At 61.4% G+C, this 14,638-nt stretch carries 17 protein-coding genes; 10 read left to right on the top strand and 7 right to left on the bottom strand.

From position 1 onward, the window contains the following. The first annotated feature begins 73 nt into the window (after nucleotides 1-73). A complete protein-coding gene (gene cycA / locus ACK59H_RS01060; protein WP_060477912.1) occupies nucleotides 74-1,480 on the top strand; it encodes a D-serine/D-alanine/glycine transporter in 1,407 nt (468 codons plus the stop codon). A gap of 276 nt (nucleotides 1,481-1,756) precedes the next feature. Further along, a complete protein-coding gene (gene urtA / locus ACK59H_RS01055; protein WP_186476406.1) occupies nucleotides 1,757-3,022 on the top strand; it encodes an urea ABC transporter substrate-binding protein in 1,266 nt (421 codons plus the stop codon). Between the two features lie 13 nt (nucleotides 3,023-3,035). On the opposite strand, the gene ACK59H_RS01050 is transcribed toward urtA, so the two are convergent. Continuing rightward, nucleotides 3,036-3,161, bottom strand: coding sequence for a hypothetical protein (locus ACK59H_RS01050; RefSeq protein ID WP_269057872.1), 126 nt, complete (start codon nucleotides 3,159-3,161; stop codon nucleotides 3,036-3,038). On the opposite strand from ACK59H_RS01050, the gene urtB reads away from it, so the two are divergent. From urtB to ACK59H_RS01025, 5 genes are all read left to right on the top strand, one after another. Next, complete coding sequence (gene urtB / locus ACK59H_RS01045) at nucleotides 3,160-4,653, top strand: urea ABC transporter permease subunit UrtB (RefSeq protein WP_060477914.1); 1,494 nt, start codon at nucleotides 3,160-3,162, stop codon at nucleotides 4,651-4,653. The genes ACK59H_RS01050 and urtB overlap by 2 nt on opposite strands. Further along, nucleotides 4,653-5,732 (top strand): urea ABC transporter permease subunit UrtC, encoded by a 1,080-nt coding sequence (gene urtC, locus ACK59H_RS01040; protein WP_060477915.1) that lies wholly within the window; start codon nucleotides 4,653-4,655, stop codon nucleotides 5,730-5,732. Before urtB ends, urtC begins: the two co-directional genes overlap by 1 nt. Then, on the top strand, nucleotides 5,729-6,586 hold the full coding sequence (gene urtD / locus ACK59H_RS01035) for an urea ABC transporter ATP-binding protein UrtD (RefSeq protein WP_186476404.1): 858 nt from the start codon (nucleotides 5,729-5,731) through the stop codon (nucleotides 6,584-6,586). The genes urtC and urtD overlap by 4 nt, the downstream gene beginning before the upstream one ends. A 123-nt stretch (nucleotides 6,587-6,709) precedes the next feature. Further along, a complete protein-coding gene (gene urtE / locus ACK59H_RS01030; protein WP_060477916.1) occupies nucleotides 6,710-7,408 on the top strand; it encodes an urea ABC transporter ATP-binding subunit UrtE in 699 nt (232 codons plus the stop codon). Between the two features lie 31 nt (nucleotides 7,409-7,439). Further along, nucleotides 7,440-7,958, top strand: a complete 519-nt coding sequence (locus ACK59H_RS01025; protein ID WP_060477917.1) for a GNAT family N-acetyltransferase — start codon at nucleotides 7,440-7,442, stop codon at nucleotides 7,956-7,958. Between the two features lie 4 nt (nucleotides 7,959-7,962). Here the strand turns inward: ACK59H_RS01025 and ACK59H_RS01020 are convergent, their stop codons facing one another. The 3 genes from ACK59H_RS01020 to cbpA all read right to left on the bottom strand — a co-directional run bounded on the left by ACK59H_RS01020 (nucleotide 7,963) and on the right by cbpA (nucleotide 9,658). Then, nucleotides 7,963-8,295, bottom strand: a complete 333-nt coding sequence (locus ACK59H_RS01020; protein WP_060477918.1) for a thioredoxin — start codon at nucleotides 8,293-8,295, stop codon at nucleotides 7,963-7,965. Between the two features lie 86 nt (nucleotides 8,296-8,381). Continuing rightward, nucleotides 8,382-8,687 carry a chaperone modulator CbpM gene (locus ACK59H_RS01015; RefSeq protein ID WP_060477919.1) on the bottom strand — a complete coding sequence of 102 codons (306 nt, stop codon included), beginning with the start codon at nucleotides 8,685-8,687 and terminating at the stop codon, nucleotides 8,382-8,384. Nucleotides 8,688-8,689: 2 nt separating this feature from the next. Further along, nucleotides 8,690-9,658, bottom strand: coding sequence for a curved DNA-binding protein (gene cbpA, locus ACK59H_RS01010; protein WP_060477920.1), 969 nt, complete (start codon nucleotides 9,656-9,658; stop codon nucleotides 8,690-8,692). A gap of 163 nt (nucleotides 9,659-9,821) precedes the next feature. Here cbpA and ACK59H_RS01005 point away from each other — a divergent pair, with 163 nt between their 5' ends. Beyond that, nucleotides 9,822-11,093: an Hsp70 family protein gene (locus tag ACK59H_RS01005; protein ID WP_060477921.1), complete on the top strand. Its 1,272-nt coding sequence runs from the start codon at nucleotides 9,822-9,824 to the stop codon at nucleotides 11,091-11,093. 36 nt (nucleotides 11,094-11,129) lie between these two features. Here the strand turns inward: ACK59H_RS01005 and ACK59H_RS01000 are convergent, their stop codons facing one another. The 3 genes from ACK59H_RS01000 to ACK59H_RS00990 form a co-directional block, all read right to left on the bottom strand. Further along, nucleotides 11,130-12,137, bottom strand: a complete 1,008-nt coding sequence (locus ACK59H_RS01000) for an AI-2E family transporter (RefSeq protein WP_060477922.1) — start codon at nucleotides 12,135-12,137, stop codon at nucleotides 11,130-11,132. A 70-nt stretch (nucleotides 12,138-12,207) separates the two neighbouring features. Then, nucleotides 12,208-12,495, bottom strand: a complete 288-nt coding sequence (locus ACK59H_RS00995) for a PsiF family protein (protein ID WP_060477923.1) — start codon at nucleotides 12,493-12,495, stop codon at nucleotides 12,208-12,210. A 100-nt stretch (nucleotides 12,496-12,595) separates the two neighbouring features. Next, a complete protein-coding gene (locus ACK59H_RS00990; RefSeq protein WP_060477924.1) occupies nucleotides 12,596-13,486 on the bottom strand; it encodes a triacylglycerol lipase in 891 nt (296 codons plus the stop codon). Between the two features lie 124 nt (nucleotides 13,487-13,610). Between ACK59H_RS00990 and osmE the strand changes: the two genes are divergently transcribed. Both osmE and ACK59H_RS00980 read left to right on the top strand, forming a co-directional pair. Continuing rightward, nucleotides 13,611-13,952, top strand: coding sequence for an osmotically-inducible lipoprotein OsmE (osmE, locus tag ACK59H_RS00985; protein ID WP_060477925.1), 342 nt, complete (start codon nucleotides 13,611-13,613; stop codon nucleotides 13,950-13,952). Nucleotides 13,953-14,000: 48 nt separating this feature from the next. After that, nucleotides 14,001-14,531, top strand: coding sequence for a bacterioferritin (locus ACK59H_RS00980; RefSeq protein ID WP_060477926.1), 531 nt, complete (start codon nucleotides 14,001-14,003; stop codon nucleotides 14,529-14,531). Nucleotides 14,532-14,638: the final 107 nt, after the last annotated feature.

Below are 14,638 nucleotides of genomic sequence, written 5' to 3'. Positions count from 1 at the left end.
ATCTGGCACGAGCGTGTTAGCCTAGCCGGCTACCTCTGACAAGAAGACTGTCCTTCCAAGGGAATGCCGCTTGATGACGCAAACCTCACCAACCACGCCAGATGACCAGCATCTGCAGCGCAACCTGACCAATCGACACATTCAACTGATCGCCATCGGCGGCGCCATCGGTACTGGCCTGTTCATGGGTTCGGGCAAGACCATCAGCCTGGCCGGGCCGTCGATCATTTTCGTCTACATGATCATCGGCTTCATGCTGTTCTTCGTCATGCGCGCCATGGGCGAACTGCTGCTGTCGAACCTTAACTACAAATCGTTCATCGACTTCTCTGCCGACCTGCTCGGTCCATGGGCCGGCTATTTCACCGGCTGGACCTATTGGTTCTGCTGGGTGGTGACCGGCATCGCCGACGTGGTGGCCATCGCCGCCTACACGCAATTCTGGTTCCCCGACCTGCCGCAGTGGATACCGGCGCTGACCTGCGTTGCCGTACTGCTGTCGCTGAACCTGGTGACGGTGAAAATGTTTGGTGAACTGGAGTTCTGGTTCGCCCTGATCAAGATCGTCGCCATTCTCGGCCTTGTGGCTACCGGCCTGTACATGGTCATCACCGGGTTCACTTCGCCAAGCGGGCGCACAGCACAACTGGCCAACCTGTGGAACGACGGCGGCATGTTCCCCAATGGCCTGATGGGCTTCTTCGCAGGCTTCCAGATCGCCGTGTTCGCCTTCGTCGGTATCGAATTGGTAGGCACCACGGCTGCTGAAGCGAAGAACCCTGAGCGTACCCTGCCACGGGCGATCAACTCGATCCCGGTGCGGATCATCGTGTTCTACGTGCTGGCACTGGTCGCGATCATGGCGGTAACCCCATGGCGCGACGTGGTGCCGGGCAAGAGCCCGTTCGTGGAGCTGTTCGTGCTGGCCGGCCTGCCTGCGGCGGCGAGCATCATCAATTTCGTGGTACTGACCTCGGCCGCCTCCTCGGCCAACAGCGGCGTGTTCTCCACCAGCCGCATGCTCTACGGTTTGTCCCAGGAAGGCGATGCGCCAAAGGCATTCGAGAAACTTTCAAGCCGCTCGGTGCCAGCCAACGGCCTTTACTTCTCCTGCATCTGCCTGTTGCTGGGCGCGGTGCTGATCTACCTGGTGCCGAATGTGATCGAGGCGTTCACCTTGGTGACCACGGTGTCAGCGGTGCTGTTCATGTTCGTCTGGACGCTGATCCTGCTGTCGTATCTGAAGTACCGCAAGCATCGCGACGCGCTGCACCAGGCCTCGACCTACAAGATGCCGGGCGGGCGCTTGATGTGCTACGTGTGCCTGGCGTTCTTCGCATTCATTCTGGTGCTGCTGAGCCTGGAGGCCGATACCCGCTCGGCCTTGGTGGTCACGCCGTTATGGTTCCTGCTGCTGGCGGTTACTTACCAGTTCCTTCGTGGCAAACGCTCCCCTCGTACCACAGTGCGTAACGGCTGATCCCGCCCGGGCTACTGTGCTGCCCTTACGCAATACGACTCACTCACCTATTGGTGCAAGGCGCTGAAGCGCCTTCACTCAACAGGTGAGTGACGGTAGCCCCCCTGAGCAAGCCCCACTATTGTGCGAACGATCGCACCAAGCACCATGCTGGGCCGCCAAAACGCCCCAACACCTCGCACAACCCGTCTGCCATGCACCTTCCGCCACTCGGCACACCCCTTGCAAAGCCCTTCCCGCTTGCCCAACACATAAGAAACCTAGCGGAGAGAGCACATGAAGCGTCGCAGTCTGATCAAGGCATTCACCCTCAGCGCATCGATTGCGGCGATGGGCCTGAGCTGGAGTATCCAGGCCGCCGAGACCATCAAGGTCGGCATCCTGCATTCGCTGTCCGGGACCATGGCGATTTCCGAAACCTCGCTCAAGGACATGGCGTTGATGACCATCGACCAGATCAATGCCAAGGGTGGTGTGAACGGCAAGATGTTGGAGCCGGTGGTGGTCGACCCGGCCTCCAACTGGCCACTGTTCGCTGAGAAGAGTCGCCAGCTGCTGACCCAGGATAAGGTCGCGGTGGTGTTCGGCTGCTGGACCTCGGTATCGCGCAAGTCCGTGCTGCCGGTGTTCGAGGAGCTCAACGGCCTGTTGTTCTACCCCGTGCAGTACGAAGGCGAAGAGATGTCGCCGAACGTGTTCTACACCGGGGCAGCGCCCAACCAGCAGGCCATTCCAGCGGTCGAGTACCTGATGAGCGAAGACGGCGGCAGCGCCAAGCGCTTCTTCCTGCTGGGCACCGACTACGTCTACCCGCGCACCACCAACAAGATCCTGCGCGCCTTCCTGCACAGCAAGGGCGTGGCCGACAAGGACATCGAAGAGGTTTACACCCCGTTCGGCCACGCCGATTACCAGACCATCGTCGCCAACATCAAGAAGTTCTCCGCAGGCGGCAAGACGGCAGTGATCTCCACGGTCAACGGCGACTCCAACGTGCCGTTCTACAAAGAGCTGGCCAACCAGGGCCTGAAGGCCACCGATGTGCCGGTGGTGGCGTTCTCGGTTGGTGAAGAAGAGCTGCGAGGCATCGACACAAAACCGCTGGTTGGGCATCTGGCAGCCTGGAACTACTTCGAGTCGGTGGATAACCCTGTCAATCAGAAGTTCGTCGCCGACTGGAAAGCCTACGCCAAGGCCAAAGGCCTGCCCGGCGCCGACAAAGCGGTAACCAACGACCCGATGGAAGCCACTTACGTGGGCATCCATATGTGGGCCCAGGCTGCTGAAAAAGCTAAGTCGACCGATGTCGACAAGGTACGCGAGGCGTTGGCCGGGCAGACCTTCAAGGCGCCGTCGGGCTTCACCCTGACCATGGACAAGACCAACCACCACCTGCACAAGCCGGTGATGATCGGCGAGATCCAGGATGACGGGCAGTTCAGCGTGGTCTGGGAGACCGAGCAACCACTGCGTGCCCAGCCATGGAGCCCGTTCATTCCGGGCAACGACAAGCGCCCTGATTACGCTGTGAAAGGCAACTGATGCGCGGGGCCGCCTAGCGGCCCATTCGCAGGTAAGCCCGCTGCAACAGGGACGTTTCAGGGTTCAGCCCTTGCTTCTTACCTGTGGGCGTGGGTTCACCCACGAAGAATCCACCGTCGATAGCCAGGATTGCTCGCATGCTCAGACTCCTGTTCACTGTGCTTTTGCTCTTGCTATTACCCTTGGCCACTCAGGCCAGCGAGGGCGAATTTTTCCTGTCCGCCAAGCCCGCCGAGCAGGCCCGGCTGCTGGAAAGCTGGGCGGCACAACCCGATGCAGCGCGTTTGCCGTTGCTGGAAAACCTTCGCCAGGGCCGCATCGGGCCCGATGACACGCGCAAGGTGCGCCTGAACAACCGCCTGCGCGGCCTGATCGACAATGCGCTGGCCAGCCACCAACTGCTCGGCCAGAGCAGCGCCACCCGGCTGGCCGCCGCTCAGCAGCTGCAAAAGAGTGCGCAGCCGGCACAGATGGCTTTCCTCGACCGGCGCTTTGCCAGTGAGCCGGATGCCGCGGTGCATGCGGCCCTTGGCCTGGCTTTAGCCAACCTGCAACTGAGCGCCAGTGAGCCAGCGGTGCGCTTGGCTGCCGTACGCCTGCTGGGCGAGACCGGCGACCCGCTGGCACGTACCCGCCTCGAAGCCTTGCTGCAAGCGGATGCCGAAGGCGACCCTGGGGTGCGCACCGCTGCCGAAACCAGCCTGACCCAAGTCAAGCGCAAGCTGTTGATAGGCGAGCTGCTGGGCCAAGCCTTCAGTGGCCTGTCGTTGGGTTCGATCCTGCTACTGGCAGCGCTGGGCCTGGCGATCACCTTCGGTTTGCTTGGGGTGATCAACATGGCCCATGGCGAGATGCTGATGCTGGGCGCCTACAGCACCTACATGGTCCAGGTGTTGCTGCAGCGCTATGCCCCTGGCGCCATCGAGTTCTATCCATTGATCGCCTTGCCGGTAGCCTTCGCGGTCAGCGCCGGGGTCGGCATGGCTCTGGAGCGCACGGTGATTCGCCACCTGTATGGCCGCCCACTGGAGACCCTGCTGGCAACCTGGGGCATCAGCCTGATTCTGATCCAGGCCATTCGCCTGCTGTTCGGTGCGCAGAACGTCGAGGTCAGCAACCCAGCGTGGCTCTCCGGCGGCGTCCAGCTGCTGCCCAACCTGGTACTGCCCTACAACCGCTTGGTGATCATCGGCTTCGCCCTGGCAGTGGTGCTGCTTACCTGGCTGCTGCTCAACCGCACACGGCTGGGCCTGAACGTGCGCGCCGTGACCCAGAACCGCAACATGGCAGCCTGCTGCGGCGTCTCCACCGGCCGGGTCGATATGCTCGCCTTCGGCCTGGGCTCTGGCATCGCCGGGCTGGGTGGTGTGGCGCTGAGCCAGGTGGGCAATGTCGGCCCGGACCTGGGCCAGAGCTACATCATCGACTCGTTCCTGGTTGTGGTACTCGGTGGCGTCGGGCAACTGGCCGGCAGCCTTTGGGCCGCATTTGGCTTGGGTATCGCCAACAAGCTGCTGGAACCGCAGATCGGTGCGGTACTCGGCAAGATCCTCATCCTTGCGTTGATCATTCTGTTCATTCAGAAGCGCCCGCAAGGCTTGTTCGCCCTCAAGGGACGGGTAATCGACTGATGAACCAGCCACTGCTTGTCACCGCTTCGCAAAAAGCTGGCCCACGCTTGTCACTGGCCATTGGGGCGGTCGTCGTGCCGCTGCTGGTGGCCCTGGCGTTGCTGTCGCTGCTGCCGGCCGATCATCCACTGCACGTTTCAGCCTACATCCTGACGTTGGTCGGCAAGATCCTGTGCTACGCCATCGTCGCCCTGGCGCTGGACTTGGTATGGGGTTACGCCGGGCTACTATCGCTGGGCCATGGCCTGTTCTTCGCACTCGGCGGCTACGCCATGGGCATGTACTTGATGCGCCAGGCGGCCGGTGATGGGCTGCCGGGGTTCATGACGTTCCTGTCCTGGAGCGAACTGCCCTGGTACTGGGTGGGCACCGAGCATTTCGCCTGGGCCCTGTGCCTGGTGGTGCTGGCGCCCGGCCTGCTGGCACTGGTGTTCGGCTGGTTCGCCTTCCGCTCGCGGATCAAGGGCGTGTACTTCTCGATCATGACCCAGGCCCTGACCTTCGCCGGGATGCTGTTGTTCTTTCGCAATGAGACAGGCTTTGGCGGCAACAACGGCTTCACTAGCTTTCGAACGATCCTTGGCTACGACATCGCCGCACAAGGCACTCGCGCGGTGCTGTTCCTGTGCACCGTCGGCCTGTTGTTGGCCAGCCTGTACCTGTGCTGGCGCCTGACTCAAAGCAAGTTCGGCCGTCTGCTCACCGCCGTGCGCGATGCAGAAAACCGCCTGATGTTCTGTGGCTACGACCCGCGCGGTTTCAAGCTGCTGGTGTGGGTGCTCAGCGCCGTGTTGTGCGGCTTGGCAGGCGCGTTGTACGTGCCGCAGGTGGGCATCATCAACCCCAGCGAGATGTCACCGACCAACTCCATCGAGGCCGCCGTATGGGTAGCCCTGGGCGGGCGTGGCACCTTGATCGGCCCACTGCTGGGCGCCGGCCTGGTCAATGGCATGAAGAGCTGGTTCACCGTGGCATTCCCAGAGTTCTGGCTGTTCTTTCTCGGGGCGTTGTTCATCCTGGTCACGTTGTACCTGCCCAAAGGCGTAGTCGGCCTGCTGAAAAAAAGGAGCCAGCCATGAGAGGCGTGCCCCCGGTACACCCCGAATTCATGCTCGAACCGGTTTTCGACCAACTTGGCAGCGGCCGCGAGGCGATAGGCCTGGGCCAAACCCGCAAGACCGGGCTCGATACCCGTCATGGCACGGTGCTGAGCCTTGAGGACATCAGTGTCAGCTTCGACGGTTTCAAAGCCCTCAATGCCCTGAACCTGTACATCGGTGTGGGCGAGCTGCGCTGCATCATTGGCCCCAACGGCGCCGGCAAGACCACGATGATGGACGTGATCACCGGCAAGACCCGGCCCGACACCGGCAGCGCCTTCTTTGGCGATACCCTCGATTTGACCCGCATGAGTGAATACCAGATCGCCCAGGCAGGTATCGGCCGCAAATTCCAGAAGCCCACTGTGTTCGAAGCATTGACGGTCTTCGAGAACCTCGAGCTGGCCTTGAAGACCGACAAGTCGGTATGGGCCAGCCTGACCGCGCGCCTTTGTGATGAACAGCGCCAACGCATCGAGCAAGTGCTGACGACACTGCGCCTGCTGCCCTTGGCCCAGCGCCAGGCCGGCCTGCTGTCGCACGGGCAGAAGCAGTTCCTGGAGATCGGCATGCTGCTGGTGCAGGAGCCGCAACTACTGCTGCTCGACGAGCCAGTGGCGGGTATGACCGATGCCGAAACCGAATTCACCGCCGAGCTGTTCAAGGGCCTGGCCGGCAAGCATTCGCTGATGGTGGTGGAGCACGACATGGGCTTCGTCGGCAGCATTGCCGACCATGTGACCGTGCTGCACCAGGGCAGCGTGCTTGCGCAGGGCTCGCTGGAGCAGGTGCAGGCGGATGAGCGGGTGGTCGAGGTGTACCTGGGCCGTTAGACACCAGGCCCGTTCGCGGGTGAACCCGCTCCCCAAGGCCTTGAGATCAGCTACAACATGGGGGGAGCGGCTTTGGCCGCGAAGGGGCCGCTACAGGCAAAGCAGATTTCCCTGGAGTTGCACATGCTGAAAATCGACACCCTGCACCAGTACTACGGCGGCAGCCACATCCTGCGCGGCCTGTCCTTCGAAGCCAAGGTCGGTGAAGTCACCTGCTTGCTCGGGCGCAATGGCGTGGGCAAGACCACTTTGTTGCGCTGCCTGATGGGCCTGGTGCCGGCCCGCGAGGGGAGCGTCGAGTGGGAAGGCAAACCGATCACCACACTCAAGCCTCAGCAACGCGTCCACGCAGGTATTGCCTATGTGCCCCAGGGCCGCGAGATTTTCCCGCGCCTGACGGTCGAGGAAAACCTGCTGATGGGCCTATCGCGTTTCCCGGCCCGTGCAGCGCGAGAAGTGCCCGCTTTCATCTATGAGCTGTTCCCGGTGCTGGAACAGATGAAACAACGCCGTGGGGGCGACCTGTCCGGTGGCCAGCAGCAACAACTTGCCATCGGCCGGGCACTGGCCAGCCGGCCCCGCTTGCTGATCCTCGATGAGCCGACCGAAGGCATTCAACCCTCGGTGATCAAGGAAATCGGCGCGGTGATCCGGCGCCTGGCAGAACGTGGCGATATGGCGATCCTGCTGGTCGAGCAATTCTACGACTTCGCCGAAGCGCTAGCCGACCAATACCTGGTCATGGCCCGCGGCGAGATCATCCAGCGCGGGCGAGGTGAAAACATGCAGGCCGAAGGTGTGCGCGGGCTGGTAACCATTTAATCTGCAGCCATCGACTTTGCGAGACGCTGCCATGAGTTACCACATACGCGACGCCCTGTTCACCGATGTGCCGGGCATCCTCGACATATACAACGATGCCGTGTGCAACACCACGGCGATCTGGAACGAAACCCCGGTAGACCTGGGCAACCGACAGGCGTGGTTCGAAGCAAGGGGTCAGCAAGGCTACCCGATACTGGTGGCCGCAGATCAGACCGGGGTGCTGGGGTACGCATCGTTTGGCGACTGGCGCCCGTTCGAAGGGTTTCGCCTGACCGTGGAACACTCGGTGTACATCCGTGGTGACCAACGCGGGAAAGGCCTTGGCCCGGCGCTGATGGCCGCCCTGGTCGAGCGGGCGCGGGCGTGCGGCAAGCATGTGATGGTTGCCGCCATCGAAAGCGGCAATGCTGCCTCGGTGCGCATGCATGAGCGGCTGGGCTTCGTGGTGACCGGGCAGATGCCTCAGGTCGGGGTGAAGTTTGGCCGCTGGCTGGATCTGACGTTCATGCAGCTGATGCTCCAAGATGATAGCCAGCCAACGGCCTGAATGCTTAAGCCTGGGCGTCAACGTCGCGCAGTTTGTCCTTGAACCAGTTGCTGGTGGAATAGTTGCCTAATACCTCAAGCACACACTTGCCATCCTTGAAATAGCAAATAGTGGGTGCACTGGCGACGTGGTTGAATGTTGTGGGATCGTCCTTCACCAGCGCCAGCGGCACTCGCAGAAATGCGACTTTCTGCTCCTCGACGGCCCACTTTTCAACATACTCGGTCACCGCCCTGCTCGCCGAGCTACCCTCGCGAAAGACCTCGACCACAACGATCCCTTTGCGATTGATAGCAGCTCGATAATCTTGCTGGGTACCAGCAACTTGAACGCTCATCTGTAAAGCCCTCTTGGAAGGATTAAACACGACGCGTTCAAAATATGGAGTCGGGCCGGGGCTCGTCTACTGGCAGAATTAACAGGTCAACCCTGCACAAAACGCCCCAACCGCTGCCTGAGCATTGTGTTCTCGCTACGCAGTTGCTGCACTTCCTGCAGCAGCTCCAACGCCAGCGCTACGCCTTCCCACTCCAGTTCCAGCTCCCGATGCAGCTTCGCTGCACGCCTGGCCAACAGCGGCGCCTGATCGTCGAACAACCAGTCTTCCGGGGTTTGCCCGGAGGGCTCGACAATGCCGTGCTCGACGATTTCGATCACGTAGTCAGCCGTGATATCGGCTTCCTGACACAAGGTACGCATGTCCAGTTGAACGATCAGGGTGCTGCTCATGATCACTTACTCCATTGTGTCCTCGGGTCGAACGCAGCCTTCTCGGAAAGCTGGGTCCACAGTTCACGGGTTGCAGGGTCCGAAGCCGGTGGCATTACCACCTTGAGCTGAGCGTAAAGGTTGCCACGCTCACCGTGCTTGTTGGCCAGGCCCATGCCCGGCACGCGCAGGCGCTGGCCGCTTTGGCTGTCGGGGCGAATGGTCAGGTTGATCTTGCCGGTCAGGGTCGGCACGGCCACCTTGGTGCCCAAGGCTGCCTCCCACGGTGCCAGCGGCACGGTGATGATCAGGTCGTGGCCTTCGACATCGAACAGCGGGTGCGGCGCCATGCGCACGGTCAGGAACAGGTCGCCATTGGCACCGCCACCAACGCCCGGCGCCCCCTGGCCCTTGAGGCGAATACGCTCGCCATCGGTGACCCCGGCCGGGATCTTCACGTTCAGGGTCTTGGTGGTGAACCCGGTGCGTTGGCCGGCCGCATTGGTTTGCGGAACCTGGAAGCTGATCTGCTTGGATTCCTTGCTCAGGGTTTCTTCCAGGAAGATCGCCAGTTCCAATTCCACGTCCTGCCCTCGCCTGCCGGCACTGCGTTGTTGTTGCCGGCCGCCGCCACCGAACGGGTTACCGCCGCGAGCACCGAAGATCGAACTGAAGAAGTCGGAGAAGTCGCCGCTTTCGAAGCCCCCGCCAGGCCCGCCATCACCACCGCGGCTTTGCCACCCGGGCGGCGCCTGGAACGGCCGGCCATGCTGGCCGCCATACTTGCGGATTTCGTCGAATTCGGCGCGTTTCTGCGCGTCGCCCAACACCTCGTAGGCCTCGTTGGCCTCTTTGAATTTTTCCTCGGCGTCACGCTCCTTGCTGACGTCAGGGTGATACTTGCGCGCCAGCTTGCGGTAAGCGGCCTTGATCGCCTTCTCGTCCGCCGTGGGCTCTACGCCGAGTATCTTGTAATAGTCTTTGAAGTCCATCGTTGGATCACCAATGTGAATTTTCGTATTGCAGCTGTAGATAGGGGTCAAGCATAGCCTTTCAAGGTTCGCTTGGGGTTGCTTCAAGGCAGACGATCGGTCTTGATTCTGTAGCCAACTGGCATAAACTGCGCGGCCGTTTTGCCTCCGGAAGCTTTTTCCCATGTCTGACGTATCGCCGGCCCGCGCGCTGGGTATCGACTTTGGCACCTCCAACTCCACGGTCGGCTGGCACCGCCCAGGCGTCGAAACGCTGATCGCCCTGGAAGATGGCAAGATCACCCTGCCATCGGTGGTGTTCTTCAATATCGAGGAACGTCGCCCCGTGTATGGCCGCCTGGCGCTGCACGAGTACCTGGAGGGCTACGAAGGCCGCCTGATGCGCTCGCTCAAAAGCCTGCTGGGCTCCAAGCTCATCAAGCATGACACCAGCGTGCTGGGCAGCGCGCTGCCGTTCAAGGACCTGCTGGGCATGTTCATCGGCGAACTGAAAAAGCGCGCCGAAGCCGCCGCCGGTCGTGAATTCGACCAAGTGGTACTGGGCCGCCCGGTATTCTTCGTCGACGAAGACCCGGCTGCCGACCAGGAGGCCGAAGACACCCTGGCAGAGGTCGCCCGCAAGATCGGCTTCAAGGACGTATCGTTCCAGTACGAACCGATTGCCGCAGCGTTCGACTACGAGTCCGGCATCAGCCGTGAAGAGCTGGTGCTGATTGTCGATATCGGCGGCGGTACGTCCGACTTTACCCTCATCCGCCTGTCACCCGAACGGCACCTGGTGGCCGAGCGTCAGAGCGATATTCTCGCCACCGGTGGTGTGCACATTGGCGGCACCGACTTCGACAAGCAGCTGAGCCTGCAGGGCGTAATGCCGCTGTTCGGCTATGGCAGCCGGATGAAAAGCGGCGCCCTGATGCCCACCAGCTACCACCTGAACCTGGCTACCTGGCACACCATCAATGCCCTGTACTCGCAGAAATCGCAGCTGGCACTAGGCAGCATGCGTTATGACATCGAGGACACCTTGGGCATCGATCGCCTGTTCAAGCTGATCGAAGAGCGAGCTGGGCACTGGCTGGCAATGGAGGTGGAAACCAGCAAGATCGAGCTGACCGAACAGCTCAGCCGCCGCATCGACCTCAGCCGCGTGGAACGCGAACTGGGCGTCGACCTGACCCGAGCGCTGTTCGAGGAGGCCATCGAGGGGCTGCTAGAACGCGTGCGCGGCAGCGTGACCGAGTTGCTGGCCAAGGCCGGGGTGAATGCCGGCCAGGTCGACACGGTATTCTTCACAGGCGGCTCAAGCGGGATCCCGGCCTTGCGCAACAGCGTGGCAGCAATGCTGCCCAATGCGCAGCACGTGGAAGGCAACATCTTCGGCAGTATCGGTAGCGGCCTGGCGATCGAGGCACGCAAGCGCTACGGAGCGGCCTGATTGCAAGGGGGGCCGCCAAGCGGCCCCAGCCTTCGATCAAACCAGCTCGGCCCGCCTCAACTCACTTTTCAGGTACGCGTAATACACCGGGCCCGCTACCACACCGGGTAAGCCGAACGCTGCCTCGAACACCAGCATCGCCAGCAGCAGTTCCCATGCCTTGGCCCTGATCTGGCCACCGACGATCTTGGCGTTGAGGAAATATTCGACCTTGTGGATCACGATCAGATAACCCAGCGCAGCAGCCGCCACCCAGATCGACAGCGACATGCCGACGATGGTGATCAGGGTGTTGGACATCAGGTTGCCGATTACCGGCAGCAACCCCAGCAGGAAGGTCAGCACGATCAGCGTCTTGGTCAGCGGCAAGTGTACGCCGAACAATGGCAGCACCACGGCGAGGAAGATGCCGGTGAAGGTGGTGTTGAGCAGCGAAATCTTGATCTGCGCGAAGACGATGTTGCGAAATGCCTGCACCAGCAGGCTCAAACGCTCGAACAACGCCGCGGCCAGAGGCTTGCGCCGTGAGATGTCAGGGATGCGCTGCAAGGCGATGATCGCCCCCAGGATCATGCCGATCAAAAGCGTCACGAACATGTGCGCCATGCCCTTGCCCACCAGTTGCAGGTCGCTCAGGTGGCTCTTGATCCAGTCGCCGATGGCCACCTTGAACTCCGCCGCACTGGCCGGCAGGTAGGCCTCGATGAACGGTGGTAACTGGCTGCGGGCGCGCTCGACCAGCACCATGAACTTGTCCAGCGATGCGCCAGGGTTCTCGGCTTCGTGCAACAGGAAACTGAAGGCGCCGGCGATCAACAGGGTCAGTGCACTGACCACCAATGTGCCGAGCAGCGCCACCGCCAGCCAGCGCGCACGCTGCCCGGCGATCAGCGGCTGCAGCCGCGGGGTGAGCATGTTGACCAACTCGAACACCAGCAGTCCGGCCAGCAGGCTGGGCAGTAATTTCAGGGGCAAGGCCAAGAGCAGCCCGGCCATGACGATGACCAGGCTTGCCAGGGTGATCTGACGGGGGGTGAAAGTCATACAGCCTCGAAGGCAGACGGCGGGAATGCCCGCAGTCTGCCAGCCTTCACGACATAGGCATAGGCGCAGGTCACTTCTTCTTCAAGCAGTCGCTCATGAACGCTTTGCGCGCATCCCCCTTCAACGCTTGACTGGAAGCGTCGGCATTGCAGGTTTTCATCTTCTGCTGCTGGGTCTGGGGCATGTCTTTTTTCAGGCAGGTGCTCATGAACGCTTTGCGCTCATCACCCTTGAGTGATTTGGCGGTGGCGTCGGCGTTGCAGGTCTTCATTTTTTCCTGTTGCGCCGTGTTGGCGGCAAAGCCTTGCGCGCTGAACAGAAGCGCCAACGCCAGCAGTGGCATGTGCAGCAATTTCATGGAGAGGTCTCCTTGTCTCCGCGCCCGATGCACGGACATGGGCCTGAGTGTAGACAAGAATTTTTACACGCATCCGCGCAGGCTTCAGGCCAGGCGGCCACTAAAGCCCGGCAGCCTTGAGCCGCGCCGCGTGCTCAGTGAACAACCTTAGTGGTTCGGCGCCCTTGCCAACGGCGCCCAGCGAATGGTTGACGATATCCAGGTGGTCGAGGGGAAAGTCATCGCCAATCACCTGCCCCAGGTGCGAGCTGAAACGCCCGACCATGCCGTCGCAATGGCCTTTTTCCTTGACGAAACTGCGTGCGAACAGGCGGCAGAAACGGTTGCTGCCGTCAAACCGGTTGCGGCCTTTGTCAGTCAGGCCGGGCTGCAAGGTGCCGGACCAGGAGTAGTAGCGCACGCCGTTGACTTCGTAGGCGCCCTCCCCGCCCCACGTTTCGGGCAGCCCTTGAGGATAGGCCTGATTGAACAGCGCCACGCCGGCGCTGGTCAGCGATTGATGGGAAGCGTGCACGTCTATTGGCAGTGGCTGACGGCGCCAGCCCGTTTCCAGCCATACCAGCATAATCGCCAAGCCATGCAAGATGGCCTTGAGAACGCGACCTTGGGGCGAATCGCCGGGGGCTGTGCGCTCCAGGTGGTCAGCCAGCTCCGAGCCATGGTTAGGGCCAGCCACGGAAGTGACCGAAGCCACTCGGTCAGGGCGGCGGGCAGCGGCGTAACGTGCACTCAGCGCCCCTTGGCTGTGGCCGATGAGGTTGACCTTGGCCGCTCCGGTGCGCCGGCAGATGTCCTCGATGATTGCCAGCAGTTGTTCACCGCGCACCTCGCTGGAGTGCAAGGGCGAAACCTGCACGGCAAATACCTGGGCGCCCCCGTCGCGCAGCGCCCGAACGATGCCGAACCAGTAGGGGTAAAGCAGCACGCGGACGAAACCGAGCATGCCTGGCACCAACACCAGTGGGTACCGCGTTGCCAGATCCTGCGCCATTGCATGGCCCCTCTGCCTAGACGATCTCGCCAACACTACAGAAGCTTGAATGACCATCGCAATCGAACTCCCGGCGCGCCGCGAGGTTCCAAACCAAACAGACCCTTAGCAAGGAGCGGGACCTATGTACAAACAGACCCTGGCTATACTTCTGGCCAGCGCCACGCTGGCAGCGTGCAGCAACCGCCCGGAAAACCCTGTGGACTACGTGACTTACCGAAACGAGCCGCTGGTCAAGCAGGTGGAGAACGGTATGACCATGCAGAAAGTCATTGCCATTGGCGGCAGCCCGTCGAATGTCATCGACCTGCCAAACGGTGGCACCTGCAACGACTACATTCTTAACCGTGACGGCCACCAACAGCCGTACTACGTGCGCTTCGATGCCACCGGCCACGTCGATGCCAAGGGCTTCAAAACCTGCAAACAACGAGAAGAAGACCGCAAGGCCGCCAACGGCGCCTGAGCCTTACGCCTATCCAGACCATCCGTTTTCAGCTGATTGGAGAGCATCATGAGCAATGTTGAACTGACCGATGTACAAACCTTGCGCAAACGTGCTCGCGAGCACGTCGAACAAGGTGCAGTGACTGAGGGTTACGACGCCGACCGTCAGGAAGTCCTGCGCTTGCTGAATGAGTCGCTGGCTACCGAATTGGTATGTGTCCTGCGCTACAAGCGCCACTACTTCATGGCTAGCGGCATCAAAGCCAGTGTTGCGGCGAGCGAGTTCCTCGAGCATGCCACTCAAGAAGCCGAGCATGCCGACAAACTGGCCGAGCGCATCGTGCAACTTGGTGGCGAGCCGGACTTCAATCCGGACAACCTGACCAAGAATGCCCATGCCCAGTACGTCGAAGGCAGCACGCTGAAGGAAATGGTGCTGGAAGACTTGGTGGCAGAGCGTATCGCCATCGATAGCTACCGCGAAATCATCCAGTACATCGGCGATAAAGACCCAACCACTCGCCGCCTGTTCGAGGACATTCTGGCCCAGGAAGAAGAGCACGCGGACGACATGTCCGATCTGCTCGAAGGGCTGTAATTGAGTTTCCAGCTTGCTACTAGGGCTGCTTTGCAGCCCCAGTAGCATTGGCGCACAGCGCCAATCTGCCCTCCCCTAAGCCGGCCTTGTGCCGGCTTTAGTTTGCC

Source organism: Pseudomonas sp. KCJK9000, from assembly GCF_046230725.1.
Lineage (GTDB): Bacteria > Pseudomonadota > Gammaproteobacteria > Pseudomonadales > Pseudomonadaceae > Aquipseudomonas > Aquipseudomonas promysalinigenes.
This window is presented reverse-complemented; position numbering and strand designations above follow the sequence as displayed.